11 protein-coding genes, 1 rRNA gene and 1 riboswitch are annotated in these 13,241 nt (G+C 46.6%); of the genes, 10 read left to right on the plus strand and 2 right to left on the minus strand.

Going from position 1 to position 13,241, the window contains the following annotated elements; translation table 11 throughout:
* Positions 1–95: ribosomal RNA gene (rrf, locus tag ACFVQB_RS30150) — 5S ribosomal RNA — on the plus strand; the annotation flags it as partial.
* Positions 96–294: 199 nt separating this feature from the next.
* Here the strand turns inward: rrf and ACFVQB_RS30155 are convergent.
* A complete protein-coding gene (locus ACFVQB_RS30155) occupies positions 295–849 on the minus strand; it encodes an NADPH-dependent FMN reductase (RefSeq protein WP_379448177.1) in 555 nt (184 codons plus the stop codon).
* A 297-nt stretch (positions 850–1,146) separates the two neighbouring features.
* On the opposite strand from ACFVQB_RS30155, the gene ACFVQB_RS30160 reads away from it, so the two are divergent.
* Positions 1,147–2,142 carry a ketoacyl-ACP synthase III gene (locus ACFVQB_RS30160; RefSeq protein WP_379448180.1) on the plus strand — a complete coding sequence of 332 codons (996 nt, stop codon included), beginning with the start codon at positions 1,147–1,149 and terminating at the stop codon, positions 2,140–2,142.
* A gap of 240 nt (positions 2,143–2,382) precedes the next feature.
* Here ACFVQB_RS30160 and ACFVQB_RS30165 read toward each other — a convergent pair whose 3' ends face one another.
* Positions 2,383–4,317, minus strand: a complete 1,935-nt coding sequence (locus tag ACFVQB_RS30165; RefSeq protein WP_379448183.1) for an amidase family protein — start codon at positions 4,315–4,317, stop codon at positions 2,383–2,385.
* Between the two features lie 385 nt (positions 4,318–4,702).
* Here ACFVQB_RS30165 and ACFVQB_RS30170 point away from each other — a divergent pair, with 385 nt between their 5' ends.
* From ACFVQB_RS30170 to ACFVQB_RS30205, 8 genes are all read left to right on the plus strand, one after another.
* Complete coding sequence (locus ACFVQB_RS30170) at positions 4,703–6,832, plus strand: DNA topoisomerase III (RefSeq protein ID WP_379448185.1); 2,130 nt, start codon at positions 4,703–4,705, stop codon at positions 6,830–6,832.
* A gap of 58 nt (positions 6,833–6,890) precedes the next feature.
* A complete protein-coding gene (locus tag ACFVQB_RS30175) occupies positions 6,891–7,028 on the plus strand; it encodes a hypothetical protein (protein ID WP_379448188.1) in 138 nt (45 codons plus the stop codon).
* A 129-nt stretch (positions 7,029–7,157) separates the two neighbouring features.
* Positions 7,158–7,421, plus strand: a complete 264-nt coding sequence (locus tag ACFVQB_RS30180; RefSeq protein ID WP_063568208.1) for a DUF1294 domain-containing protein — start codon at positions 7,158–7,160, stop codon at positions 7,419–7,421.
* Positions 7,422–7,608: 187 nt separating this feature from the next.
* Positions 7,609–8,043 (plus strand): universal stress protein, encoded by a 435-nt coding sequence (locus ACFVQB_RS30185; RefSeq protein ID WP_379448190.1) that lies wholly within the window; start codon positions 7,609–7,611, stop codon positions 8,041–8,043.
* Positions 8,044–8,312: 269 nt separating this feature from the next.
* A riboswitch (purine riboswitch) is annotated at positions 8,313–8,414 on the plus strand.
* Between the two features lie 187 nt (positions 8,415–8,601).
* Positions 8,602–9,087 carry a 5-(carboxyamino)imidazole ribonucleotide mutase gene (gene purE, locus ACFVQB_RS30190; protein WP_090904914.1) on the plus strand — a complete coding sequence of 162 codons (486 nt, stop codon included), beginning with the start codon at positions 8,602–8,604 and terminating at the stop codon, positions 9,085–9,087.
* On the plus strand, positions 9,084–10,286 hold the full coding sequence (gene purK / locus ACFVQB_RS30195; protein ID WP_379448196.1) for a 5-(carboxyamino)imidazole ribonucleotide synthase: 1,203 nt from the start codon (positions 9,084–9,086) through the stop codon (positions 10,284–10,286). The genes purE and purK overlap by 4 nt, the downstream gene beginning before the upstream one ends.
* Positions 10,283–11,581 carry an adenylosuccinate lyase gene (purB, locus tag ACFVQB_RS30200; protein ID WP_379448199.1) on the plus strand — a complete coding sequence of 433 codons (1,299 nt, stop codon included), beginning with the start codon at positions 10,283–10,285 and terminating at the stop codon, positions 11,579–11,581. Before purK ends, purB begins: the two co-directional genes overlap by 4 nt.
* 379 nt (positions 11,582–11,960) lie before the next feature.
* Positions 11,961–12,833 (plus strand): phosphoribosylaminoimidazolesuccinocarboxamide synthase, encoded by an 873-nt coding sequence (locus tag ACFVQB_RS30205; RefSeq protein WP_379448202.1) that lies wholly within the window; start codon positions 11,961–11,963, stop codon positions 12,831–12,833.
* The last annotated feature ends 408 nt before the right edge of the window (positions 12,834–13,241 follow it).

The raw sequence follows: 13,241 nt of genomic DNA on the forward strand, positions 1-13,241 counted from the left end.
TTCCACACGTACCCATCCCGAACACGACCGTTAAGCCCTCTAGCGCCGATGGTACTTGGACCGCAGGGTCCTGGGAGAGTAGGACGCCGCCAAGCAAAGAACCACTGCCGATGTTATTCGGTGGTGGTTTTTATTTGTTTAATATGAGGTTTCTAATACGAAATATCTAATATAAACCGTAAACAGCCCGGAGCAAATCCAGGGCTGTTTTTTTATTTTAATTTATGTGAATATGATTAAATCTTTTTAGGTTGTTCATTTCTGTATAGTCAGTTTAATTTAAGCAGGTTCTGTCTATTTATCCATTTGGTTGCATGCATCCCCTAGGCTTAAAAGCGAGTTCTCCAATGCATGCTGGGTCTCTGAATCAATGATGACTCCTTGTTTATTCATCTTCAATGTAATATGAGGAATGGTCAGGGAGGCCTCATGTAAGACTTGTGCATTAATCATGTTTAACGTCAGCAATAGTGAAGCATGGGCTTTGTCACCGCCCATGGGGCTTGGAGAAGCAGTGATGGCAACGGTGGGTTTATTAAGCCATTCTCCAGAGGATACAATCCAATCTAATGCGTTTTTTAAGACCCCAGGAACTCCGTTTCCATACTCCGGCGTGCAGATGAGGACTCCGTCCACATGCCCCAATTTGGTTCTCAAATTCTGCACGGATACTGGGCCTTCCTCGACATCGAGGTCAGGGTTAAAATGCGGTAGATCGTTTAATCCATCATATACTCCAAACTTAAGGTTAGGAGGAGCCAGTTTAATCATTGCGTGCATTAGTAACGTATTGGAGGACTGATTGCGCAGACTTCCGGAAATCGCAAGAATATTCAATTCTTTCTTCAACTTAACATCATCTCTATTCTTTAGTAATGTAGGCGATTTGTTTATTTTCCTCCTGTGGGAATGGACTGTCTATAGAAAACGGATTTAATTAAGGCATTCTTCATGTTACTCAGAGGATATCCACAATTCTTCATCAAAACTGCATGCGATAGTTTGCGTGACTCTGGGTAATAGGATGAAGAGATCACTAAAAATAAACAACTGACGAATGAATCATAATAAATATTATTAAAAATTAGTATCAAGTACTAATACTTAGTGCTATAATGATAAAAAACAAACGAGGTGATTACCGGTATGAATCAATCAATGGCAACCATTACCGCAATGGGTACGTATGTACCGGATAGAATATTAAGTAATGCTGATTTGGAGAAGCTGGTCGATACGAGTGATGAATGGATTGTACAGCGTACAGGGATGAGAGAACGGCGCATAGCAGCTGATAATCAATTTGTATCTGATCTGGCCACCAAGGCTGTAGAAGATATGATGCGTCGTTATAATGTTAGCGTAGAAGATGTGGATATGATTTTGGTTGCTACCAGCACACCTGAATATTCATTTCCCAGCACAGCATCCAGAGTACAGGGCAATCTCAAGATTCCACATACGGGAGTACTTGATTTGAATGCGGCATGTGCAGGGTTCACGTATGGATTGCAGCTGGCTGACAGTTTGGTAACCAGTGGCATGTATCATAAAGTGTTGGTTATTGGAGCAGAGACGTTGTCCAAGATTACCGATTATACAGACCGTACGACATGTGTATTGTTCGGGGATGGGGCAGGAGCTTTTTTGGTAGAAAGAGCTGCTGGGAAAGGCGATTTTGTGGCAGCCATCTCAGGTACGAGTGGAGAAGGAGGTATTCATCTCTATAAGAGTGGCCTATCTTCGGAGATGAATGGTGTACCTCTGCAGGGTGAGGGATGCCTTGTCCAGAATGGCAGGGAGATCTATAAGTGGGCAGTACGCACGATTCCAGAACAATTGGGTGGACTTATAGCCAAAGCAGAGATGAAACCGGAGCAGATCGATTGGTTTGTCCCCCATAGTGCGAATCTAAGAATGATTGAAGCCGTTTGTGAACGCGGTCCTATTCCGTTGGAACGTACTTTAACAAGTGTGGAGTACCGAGGAAATACCTCCGCGGCTTCCATTCCGCTCGCTCTACAGCTCGCAGTAGACGAAGGGAAATTAAAGAATGGACAGCAAGTAGCCCTGTTTGGTTTCGGAGGCGGGCTGACCTACGCAGGTCTTGTCCTTAGATGGAGCGTACCGGATACCAATTAAAAAACGATATGACTCTCATGCTTGAATTGAGATAACACAAAGAAAGTACACCCACTTCATGTACGGATGAAGTGGGTGTACTTTTTTGTGTAGCATAATGATGGATGATTGAAGATAAGGTTTTCTAACTCGATAGCGATTAGCTTTGTGTCTGATACCACTTAGTCCCTATGGATTCGGGTAAATAGCCTAAATGCTTATGTTGTTCCAATCGTAGTTTAATTTAACCTACTTAAAGGTTTATGGTGTGAGCTTTGGTGCTTGGCGGTGATGAGTTCCTTGCTCGTAGCTGTAAGCCAGCTTGATCAAAGTTCCTTCATCAAAGGCGCGCCCCAGGAATTCCATACCTACCGGCAGACCTTCAGTTGTAAATCCAGCAGGTACGGTAATTGCCGGGAAGCCGGAGAATGGACTCAATCGGTTGTTACCACCGGAGTTTTGTCCTTCGCCAATCACACCAGCGGCTTGCGTGGATGTCGGATAGATGATGGCATCCAGGTTGTTGTCCGCCATAACTTTCAGTAAGGACTCACGCGTGATTTGGGTACGTTTCAGTACAATGTCCTTATATTCGGTAGTCTCCAACGTTTCCCGTGCATCACGAGTCTTCATCGATTGTTCTTGTGACTTGTCGAACTGTCCGGAAGCAATAATTTCGGACAAGCTGTGATAAGGGGCTTCGTCACCAAGAGACTCCAGATAGTCATTAAGTTGGAATTTGAACTCGTATCCACTCAAGCTTGGGTATTTGTTGATTTCCGCCAGGTTTGGAATGCTGATCGGAACTGCCGTAGCTCCCAGCGTTTTGAGTTCTTCTACAGCGTTGTTAATCACGTCAGCGACGGCTTTTTCCTCAGCTTTGGTACTTGGGATGAGTTCGGTGGCCACACCGATCCGTGCACCTTTCAGTCCGTTTACATCCAGGAAGTCTGTATAGCTGGAAGGGATCTTGCCTACAGCATAAGCTGTAGCGACATCATTTTTGTCATAACCTGCTGTAGCGTCCAGCATGATTGCGGCATCACTCACGGTACGAGCCATAGGGCCACCGACATCCTGTGTCAGTGCGAGAGGGATAATTCCTTCACGGCTGGATAGTCCGATCGTTGGACGAATACCGACAAGGCTGTTGAAGCTGGAAGGGATACGGATCGATCCACCCGTGTCAGTACCCATGCCTGCAGCTGCAAAGTTTGAGGCAATGGCGGCACCTGTACCACCACTTGACCCGCCTGGATAGTGATCCAACGCATAAGGATTCAGTGTTTGTCCACCCAGCGAGCTGGACGTGGTAATGCCGAATGCGAATTCATGCAGATTAGTTTTGCCCAAAATAATGGCCCCTGCTGCTTTGAGCTTCTTCACTTGTTCAGCATCGTGAGCAGGTACAGAATCTTTCAAACAGATACATCCTGCGGTGGTAGGCATATCGTTGGTATCGAAGTTGTCTTTAACTAAAACGGGAATACCGTGTAAAGGTCCGCGGGCACCTTGAGCTGCACGTTCTTGGTCCAAAGTTTCAGCGATTTTGAGTGCATCCGGGTTCAGCGTCAGGACTGCGTTAATGCTCACACCCTGATCATCGTACTTTTCAATACGATCCAGGTACTTCTGCACGAGTTCTTTGGATGTCAGCTTTCCTTGCGTCATGGCAGCCTGGAGATCGGTAATGGTTGCTTCCTCCAGAACAAAGGGTTTTATGTAGTTATAAATGCGGTCTTTCAATATGGCGACATCATTTTGGGTAAGTACTGCATTAGGAAGGAAGAGGGCGTCAGTATATCCTTTCATCAACCCCGCGGAGTTCAGAGCACCAACGGCACCGGCAAAGCTGGCCTGATCCGGAACATCCTTGAACGATTCTGGAGTGGACTCCAGCTTCAACCAGGTTTGCAAAGCTAAAGCAGCATCTTTACGCTGTACTGTTGTGCCGGAAAGCTTGTCCATGGAAAAAGGAACACCTGCAAGTGTAGCCGCTTCTTCCATGGCTTGAACAAATGCTGCTGCTGTGACAGGAGCCTTACCAGCGGTTATGGCTGCAACCGTAGTTTTGCTCGAAGGCGTTGCTGTTGCAGCTGACGCTGAGGGAGCCATTCCTCCCCATGTTGTGGCAACAACCGCTCCGGCCAGTAACAAGGCCCCACTTTTTTTCAATACAGATCCATGATAAGTCATGCATCCACGCTCCCTTCCTGTGTATCAATGATGTGTGTTAGCGAATCTGATATAGTTGCTTTTGTCACATTCTAAATATATGTAAGGTATTCTTACAACACTCATATTTATCCGAAAAAACGTATACATACTATATTAACGCTATAGTTCCTACCAAATGCTCCTAATTCCATGCACAGAAGAAAATTGTCGAAGAATATTGCGTTAACTAATCTGACATATAAGTCGCAAGATAGGCATCTCATGAGGAAAATCGTTCTTTGTGAAGCCAAAGCAAACCAATACCATGAAATGATATAATGAAAAGATAGAAGTAGAAGAATTCTCTTAATTAACGATAGAAGCAAGGGAATCATAGGTTTTATTAAAGAAAGGAAGATATGGATTGAAAACATTAGTACTCGCAGAAAAACCATCTGTGGCACGCGAAATAGCCAGAGTGATGGGAGCGCGTGATAAACATAAAAGCTATATGGAGGGCCCGAAATATATCGTGACCTGGGCACTTGGACATCTTGTTGGGTTGGCTGAACCAGAGGACTATGACAAAAAATATGCAACGTGGAATCTGGAGGATTTGCCGATTCTGCCCGATCGTACCAAGCTGAAGGTACTCAAAGAGACAAACCATCAATACAAAGCGGTACAACAGCTGATGAAACGTCAGGATGTTGGTGAACTGGTCATTGCAACGGATGCGGCACGTGAGGGAGAATTGCTTGCTCGTTGGATTATGCAAATGGCGCAGTGGAAAAAGCCGTTCAAGCGGCTGTGGATATCATCCCAGACGGACAAGGCCATCAAGGATGGATTTGCATCGCTGAAACCAGGCAGCCAGTTTGATCGTCTTTATGAATCGGCACGTTGCCGGGCAGAGGCGGATTGGATGATCGGTCTTAACGTGACCCGTGCATTGACGGTTCGATTTAATGCACAATTGTCAGCTGGACGGGTACAGACCCCTACACTTGGCATGATTATGGACAGGGAAAATGAGATCAATGGTTTCCGCTCGCAGGAGTATGAGACGTTAACGGCGGATCTGGGAGATTTTCAGGCGGTATGGCGCGCTGTAGGTGGGGATTCACGCATCTTTGATCCGCAAGAGACACAAGAATTGAAGAAACGAATAGAGGGTCGCAAGGGCACGATTGCCCAAGTGAAAAAAAGCGAAAAGGTTGAGCCGCATCCGCTGGCTTATGACCTGACGGAATTGCAACGGGACGCCAACCGGAAATACGGTTTCTCCGCCAAGCAAACATCGAATGTGCTTCAACGTCTTTATGAACAGCACAAACTTGTAACCTACCCGCGTACAGACAGCCGTTACCTGACATCGGATATGACGGGAACGTTGAAAGAACGACTGGATAGTGTAGCGATTGGTCCCTATGCGTCTCTGGCTCGTCCGTTGTTGCGTAAAAATCTGAATATCACCAAACGTATCGTGGATGACAGCAAGGTAACCGATCACCATGCGATCATTCCAACAGAACAGACGGTTCTCCTCAATCAGCTGAATCCAGAAGAACGTAAGTTATACGATCTGATCGTACGTCGTTTTATAAGCTTGTTCTATCCGGCTGCGAAGTACGATTCTGTTGCGATCACTGTTCAGGTGGGCAACGATTCCTTTCATGTGAAAGGCACAACGGTGAAAGAAAGCGGCTGGCGGGAAGTATACGGCGGAGATTATAGCGATGAGGATGATGATCGTGCTGATGATTCTTCGGACCATGAGCGTGCGCTTTTGCCAGACGTGCAGCAAGGTCAGTTCGTGACGGTTCAACGTTGTCATATCAAAAGTGGACGGACGATGCCGCCAAAACGGTATACCGAGGCAGCTTTGCTTTCCCAAATGGAGAAGTATGGACTGGGTACTCCGGCTACACGCGCGGATATTATTGAGAAACTGATAAGTTCCGACACTATCGATCGTCAAGGGAACAGCATGCATCCAACGGGAAAAGGGAAGCAGTTAATTGAACTGGCTGCTCCTCAGCTGCGTACACCGGATTTAACAGCCCGCTGGGAAGCTGAACTGGAGCGTATTGCTCGTGGGCAAGGGAAGCCAGAACCTTTCCTGGAAAGCATTCGTTCAATGGCGAAAGAGCTTGTATCTACCGTAAAAGGAAGCAAAGCGGAGTATAAGCCGCATAATGTATCCAATAGTCACTGTCCGGATTGTAATGCGCGCTTGTTGGAGAAGAAGGGCAAACGTGGCAAGTTCCTTGTGTGTCCTACAGAGGATTGCGGATATCGTCGTTCGGCAGAGAAACGATTATCCAACCGTCGGTGTGCACAGTGTCATAAAAAGATGGAAATTAAAGAGGGTAAGGCAGGTCTATACGTGCAATGCCTGCCTTGCGGCATAACGGAAACTTTGGATAAAGACAAACAGCATGTGAACAAACGTGATCAGCAAAAGCTGGTCAAACAATATGCAAAACAGGAGTCGATCGGTTCCAATCTGGGAGAACTGCTGAAGGCAGCCATGGAGAAAAAGGGAGAGTAAGACTGTCGTATAAGATTCTCCTTTTTCAGGCAACGTAAGCCTAGGAGGTGATACGCAGATGCCACATAACAAACCAGAAAAGATTCATAATCAGCAGAACAAAGACAGTATCAAGGAAGAGAGTATCTCTGTAAGTCCCGATAAGGCAGCAAAAAGAGCACCAAACCTGAATGGTATTCCTAAACAGGAGTCATAGGTTCGGTATTCGGGATTCATTGCTTCTAAATATCTTTGCGGTTCCCTTCTCGCGTTGATCATGTTCCTTCAGAGGACTATAATGGGGGTACAGGGAGATGTCCCGGGACAGGGGGACCGCTAGAATTATATGCAAACCGGATTGATACTGTGGTTTTTATTTATCAATGTCGTAGGTTACCTGGTCATGTCGGATGACAAGAAACGTGCGCAGCGCCGTCGAGACCGTACACCCGAACGAACGCTGTTTCTGCTGGCCTTTATTGGTGGGGCATTGGGAGTATGGATTGCAATGTATCGTAAACGTCACAAGACCAAACATCCCAGTTTTACGATTGGCATTCCGTTGTTGTTATTCCTGAATGCGGTAATCTATGGGTATTTCCTGCAATAAGTTATGGATTGAATGGTTGGGATCTGCTGCACTTCAGGTGAATGGTAAGATTTATTATGTAAAATGTTTCTTATAAATGGTTCATTTAGACCTGGGGACGTTTAAGGAGTTACATGGTTCTTGTATTTTATGTCAGACCGAAGCTGGCTTCGAATGTTCTACATATAAAGGAAGGGACGGGATTTACATGTTATTCTCCAAAATACTAGTGGCTTATGATGGTTCGAAAGCTTCGAATAAAGCACTCGATCGTGCGATTGAGTTAGCCAAAGTTTCTCCGGATGCTTTCTTGGATGTTATTCATGCTTTTGACTTTCCGCGTGTATTCATAGGGGAAGGATTGGCGCCTTTGCCGCCTTCTTTGAATAATGACTACTATAATCTGGCGGTGCAAACGACGGATGAAGCAAAAGAGCGGATTCTGGCTGCTGGTGTTACAGCGAACGTGGATCTGATTCAAGGGGCTGCTGCCGAGGTCCTTCTCGATTACGCCAAAGAGAATGGATCAGACATCATTATCATTGGTAGCCGTGGTCTTGGTGGAATCCGGGAATTTGTCTTGGGCAGCGTCAGTCATAACGTGGTGCAGCATGCTCAGGTTCCGGTACTTATCGTGAAATAATTATAGAATGTGTGTGTACACATAAAAGAGAAAAGCCGGCTGTCTTCGATAGGATGAAGAGGGGTCGGCTTTCTTTTTTGGAATAAAAGGGAATGAGCACCTCCGAATGATCGGTCATTTCCGAACAATACATTTGTCAATATGTTAAATGTTCGCCTTTAAGTTGACATTAGCTGTAGGGGATTGTTAGAATGTTAGATGTGTCGATCAGTTATATATAAGGTCGAGTAGGTTCGAAAGATGTGGAATCTTCATTATTATTGAATTAATTTGTTGAATAGATATTTGCTCGTATAACGCCGGGAATAGGGCCCGGAAGTATCTACCCGGGAACCGTAAATTTCCGGACTACGAGGAGATACGGCTGAGAGACGCATGAAATCAGATGCGGACAGCAAGCCTGCCTTTGGCATGCCCAAATGCGGGATACGTATTTCTTGGAGTCCGGTGTCCGGAGAAAATGTGATGTTTTCGCGGGTAGCGGATTTTTTTATTTCACAATTAAACGAGAAGCAACAGGATTAAACCAAAACGCTCAGACGGGAGTTGGATGTATTCATGTCAGTACAGGTGGCTGTGATTATGGGCAGTAAGTCGGATTGGGAAACGATGAAGTATGCTTGTGAGGTGCTGGACGAGCTGGAGATTGGGTATGAAAAAAAAGTCGTATCTGCGCATCGCACACCAGATTTGATGTTTGAATATGCGGAGCAAGCGATTGGCCGTGGATTCAAGGTTATCATTGCAGGTGCGGGTGGGGCAGCACATCTACCCGGTATGGTCGCTTCCAAAACGATGCTTCCGGTCATTGGAGTTCCGGTGCAATCCAAGGCGCTAAATGGTCTCGACTCCTTGCTGTCCATTGTTCAGATGCCTGGCGGCATTCCCGTCGCAACGGTAGCGATTGGCAAGGCAGGTGCAACGAATGCCGGATTGCTTGCGGCTCAGATCATCGGTGCTTTTGACCAAGATGTCCAACGTCGCAGCGAAGCCCGCAGAGAGCGAATCAAACAAGAAGTGCTCGAAAGCAGTGACGAAATATGACTAATACAAGAATACAACCCGGATCAGCAGGTGAAGCAGAACGTGTTTTGCTCCCAGGAAAAACAACCATTGGTGTTCTCGGGGGCGGGCAGCTTGGACGAATGCTGACACTAGCCGGAACAGCGATGGGGTATCGGTTCGTTACGCTTGATCCGGCAGCAGATGCTCCTTGTGGACAAATTGCCGATCAGATTGAAGCGGGATATGACGATGAAAAGGCTGCACTCGAACTGGCTCGGCAGTGTGATGTAATCACCTATGAGTTCGAGAATGTAGATGCAGATGTTGCTTCTCTCCTAGAACGGGAATCCTATGTACCGCAAGGAAGTGCATTATTGTACACAACCCAGCATCGTTTGCGCGAAAAACGAGCTATTGAGGCGGCTGGTGTACGTGTAGCTCCTTACCGGGAAATTACAAGCAGCGATACAATGAAGGCAGCAGTGAGTGAACTCGGTGTTCCCTGTGTACTGAAGACGGTGACAGGCGGATACGACGGCAAGGGTCAACGGGTTATTCGCGAAACCAATCAGGCGTTGGCTGCTTATGAAGAACTTGCAGCTACCGGTGCGGAACTGGTATTGGAGCAATTTATCAAGTTTGACTGCGAGATTTCAGTCGTTGTTGCACGCAGCACGAATGGAGAAATTAAGACGTTTCCACCTGCGGAGAACATCCATGTGAACAACATTTTGCATGCTTCGATCGTACCAGCAAGAGTGGCGACTGAAATACAGATTGAGGCGCAGAAATTGGCAGCAGCAGTGGTTCAATCCATACAAGCCGTTGGCTTGTTGGCAGTGGAGTTGTTTGTTGCGGTAGATGGAAGACTGTACGTGAATGAGCTGGCCCCTAGGCCGCATAATTCCGGTCACTATACGATGGAAGCCTGTGCAACATCACAATTTGAACAGCATATTCGTGCGATTTGCGGATTGCCGCTTGGAGATACTTCATTATTGAGCCCGGTTGTTATGGTCAATGTGCTTGGAGAACATCTGGAAGGTATTATTGCCAGAACGGGTCAGGCTGACGCGGAAGCGTTGGAACTCGGTGTGATTCCTAAGCTTCATATATATGGTAAAACCGAAGCGAAGATCGGACGGAAAATGGGGCATGTCAATCTGCTCTGTCAGGATGTCGAAGAAGGATTACAATGGATTGAACAAACTAATCTTTGGAGGAATACAAATTTATGATCGAACGTTATAGCAGACCCGAAATGAGAGCCATCTGGACGGAGGAGAACAAATTCAAGTCATGGCTGGAAGTTGAAATTTGTGCATGCGAAGCTTGGGCGGAGCTTGGAGTCATTCCTAAGGAAGAAGCAGCTTTGCTTCGTCAGAACGCTTCTTTTGATATTGACCGCATTTACGAGATTGAACAGGAAACACGTCATGACGTTATTGCTTTCACACGTACGGTATCTGAAAGTCTGGGTGCAGAGCGGAAATGGGTGCATTACGGACTGACTTCCACGGATGTCGTTGATACAGCTCTTGGATATGTACTGCGTCAGGCAAACGAAATCTTGGAACGTGACATTGTGAACTTCATCGAAATTTTACGTGAAAAAGCACTGACTTATCAACACACGCCAATGATGGGACGTACACATGGCGTACATGCGGAGCCAACGACGTTTGGTCTGAAAATGGCACTATGGCATGAAGAAATGAAACGGAATCTGGAGCGTTTCCGCCACGCGGCAGACAACGTACAATACGGTAAAATCTCTGGAGCAGTCGGCACATACGCAAACATCGATCCATTTGTAGAAGAGTTTGTCTGCGAGAAGCTGGGCACGAAGCCTGCACCAATCTCGACTCAAACGCTGCAACGCGATCGTCATGCAGAATACATGGCTACACTGGCATTGATTGCAACGTCTTTGGACAAGTTCGCTACAGAAGTACGTGCGCTGCAAAAGAGTGAATTCCGTGAAGTGGAAGAAGCATTTGCGAAAGGTCAAAAAGGATCTTCGGCAATGCCGCACAAACGTAACCCAATCGGCAGTGAGAACATCTCCGGTCTGTCCCGCGTGATCCGCGGACATATGGTATCGGCATACGAGAACGTGACACTGTGGCACGAGCGTGATATCTCGCACTCTTCCGTAGAGCGTATCATTCTGCCGGATGCAACGATGCTGCTGAACTACATGCTGAACCGTTTCGGTAACATCGTGAAGAACCTGACGGTATTCCCTGAAAATATGAGACGCAATATGGAGCGCACCTTCGGCGTGCCATTCTCCGGTCGAGTGTTGACCAAGTTGATTGACAAAGGTTTCAGCCGTGAGCAGGCGTACGATACCGTTCAACCACGTGCGATGCAGGCATGGGAAGAACAGCGCCAGTTCCAGGATATCGTGAAATCCACACCGGAAATCACTGAAGTGTTGAGCGAAGAGGAAATCGCAGATGCGTTCAACCCATCATGGCACCTGAAGCACGTGGATACGATCTTCAAGAAGCTTGGTTTGAACGATTAATACTCTAATAAGGCTATATAACGGAATGATGGGTTTGCTGGGAACGCAGAGGACAGAAATGAGCTGAAGAAGCGAAGCTAAAAGCTTTCTGAAAGAAAGCTACTTCGGAAGCATACGCCGCTGCGCCTTTATCAAATTTAGAACAAGTTTTACTAACTAAAGTATAAGTTGATTATGTGTTCACGCTGGAACGGAGAAGGCAGAAAAAACCTGGAGAAACGAAGTGTTCGCCTTTATTCCCGGATTTTAACCCTTTGAAAGTGAGATTAAAAAATCCGGGAATAACAGCGATCGAAAGGTTGTTCTGCATTCGGAGTGGCCCGCGTGATGAGGGGAATTGAACTTATATTTTACATCTCCTGAAAGAAGGTGAGCCTCCATGGCGCTGTCCACTGCAGCAGATCTCGTTAAAGCTCCTTTGTTATATAAGGGAAAAGTACGTGAGTTGTACGATTTGGGTGAACATTTTCTCATCGTGGTTACGGATCGGATTTCGGCATTTGACTATGTGCTGGACCCAGCCGTTCCTGAGAAAGGCAATGTGCTTAATAAACTTAGCAGCTTCTGGTTTGAACTGACGGGTGACATGATGGATAACCACGTGGTGCATACGGATGTAAACCAATTGGGCGATATCATCACTGATCCTGAACTGCTCAAAGACCGCATCATGGTGACCCGCAAAGCCGAGCGCATTGATATTGAATGTGTGGTACGTGGATACATTACCGGAGGCGGATGGAGACAATATGAGAAAAGCGGAGAGGTCAACGGCATCAAGCTGCCGGATGGACTTCGCAAAAACGCCAAGCTCGACGTTCCCATCTTTACCCCGGCGGCCAAAAACGATGTCGGTCACGACGAAGACATCCCGATGGATCGAATGCAAGAACTCGTTGGAGATGCTCTGGCGATTGAACTTCAGGAAAAGAGCCTGCGTCTCTACGATTTCGCTCGCGACTATTGCGATCAGCGGGGCATCATTCTCGCAGACTGCAAATTCGAGTTCGGCATGGTCGATGGCAAAGTCATTCTAATAGATGAAATCTTCACTCCAGATGCTTCTCGCTTCTGGGCCAAAGAGAATTACGCACTCGACATCGAGATCGACAGCATGGATAAAGAGCCGGTGCGCACCTATCTGTTAGGCAGCGATTGGGACAAGAACAGTAAACCTGACCCGCTGCCACAAGAGGTAGTGGAGGCCACAACCGCTAGATACGTCGATATTTATAACCGTTTAACGAGATAATAACGTTTGAGCGAGCTACGGGAAAGTTTGAGGAGGCTAACGTTTGAGCGGGCTACGAGAAAGTTTGGCTTTCGATCGCTGTTGCCCCCGGAATGTTTTGATTGGAATCCTTTTTTCAAAAGGAACCATTCCGGTTGCAAAGGCGACCGCTTCGCTTCTACAGCTCAAATCTTTCCCTCCGCCAGTGTCAAACTGGGGGATGAGGCAATTAAGTGCGGAGGCTTCCCACAGGTAGGAAAGCCTGAAAAAATTACGAGAATTAAATTCATTGATTACTAAAGTATTTTATAGACCATTCACTGTTTTCACGTAATGGTCAGGCTAGACCATTACACACCGTGAAACGTAAAAGGTTTAGGCCTTTAAAAAAACGTCGCATGGACTAGCGGAGGGGCGGAATTGTTCTTA

Source organism: Paenibacillus sp. NPDC057886 (assembly GCF_042796655.1).
Classification (GTDB): domain Bacteria; phylum Bacillota; class Bacilli; order Paenibacillales; family Paenibacillaceae; genus Paenibacillus.

What these genes read in the sequence shown, in the direction of transcription:
- ACFVQB_RS30160 (WP_379448180.1), top strand. Translation starts at nt 1,147, where the DNA reads ATGAATCAATCAATGGCAACCATTACCGCAATGGGTACGTATGTACCG.
- ACFVQB_RS30165 (WP_379448183.1), bottom strand. Translation starts at nt 4,317, where the DNA reads ATGACTTATCATGGATCTGTATTGAAAAAAAGTGGGGCCTTGTTACTG.
- ACFVQB_RS30175 (WP_379448188.1), top strand. Translation starts at nt 6,891, where the DNA reads ATGCCACATAACAAACCAGAAAAGATTCATAATCAGCAGAACAAAGAC.
- ACFVQB_RS30180 (WP_063568208.1), top strand. Translation starts at nt 7,158, where the DNA reads ATGCAAACCGGATTGATACTGTGGTTTTTATTTATCAATGTCGTAGGT.
- ACFVQB_RS30185 (WP_379448190.1), top strand. Translation starts at nt 7,609, where the DNA reads ATGTTATTCTCCAAAATACTAGTGGCTTATGATGGTTCGAAAGCTTCG.
- purE (WP_090904914.1), top strand. Translation starts at nt 8,602, where the DNA reads ATGTCAGTACAGGTGGCTGTGATTATGGGCAGTAAGTCGGATTGGGAA.
- purK (WP_379448196.1), top strand. Translation starts at nt 9,084, where the DNA reads ATGACTAATACAAGAATACAACCCGGATCAGCAGGTGAAGCAGAACGT.
- purB (WP_379448199.1), top strand. Translation starts at nt 10,283, where the DNA reads ATGATCGAACGTTATAGCAGACCCGAAATGAGAGCCATCTGGACGGAG.
- ACFVQB_RS30205 (WP_379448202.1), top strand. Translation starts at nt 11,961, where the DNA reads ATGGCGCTGTCCACTGCAGCAGATCTCGTTAAAGCTCCTTTGTTATAT.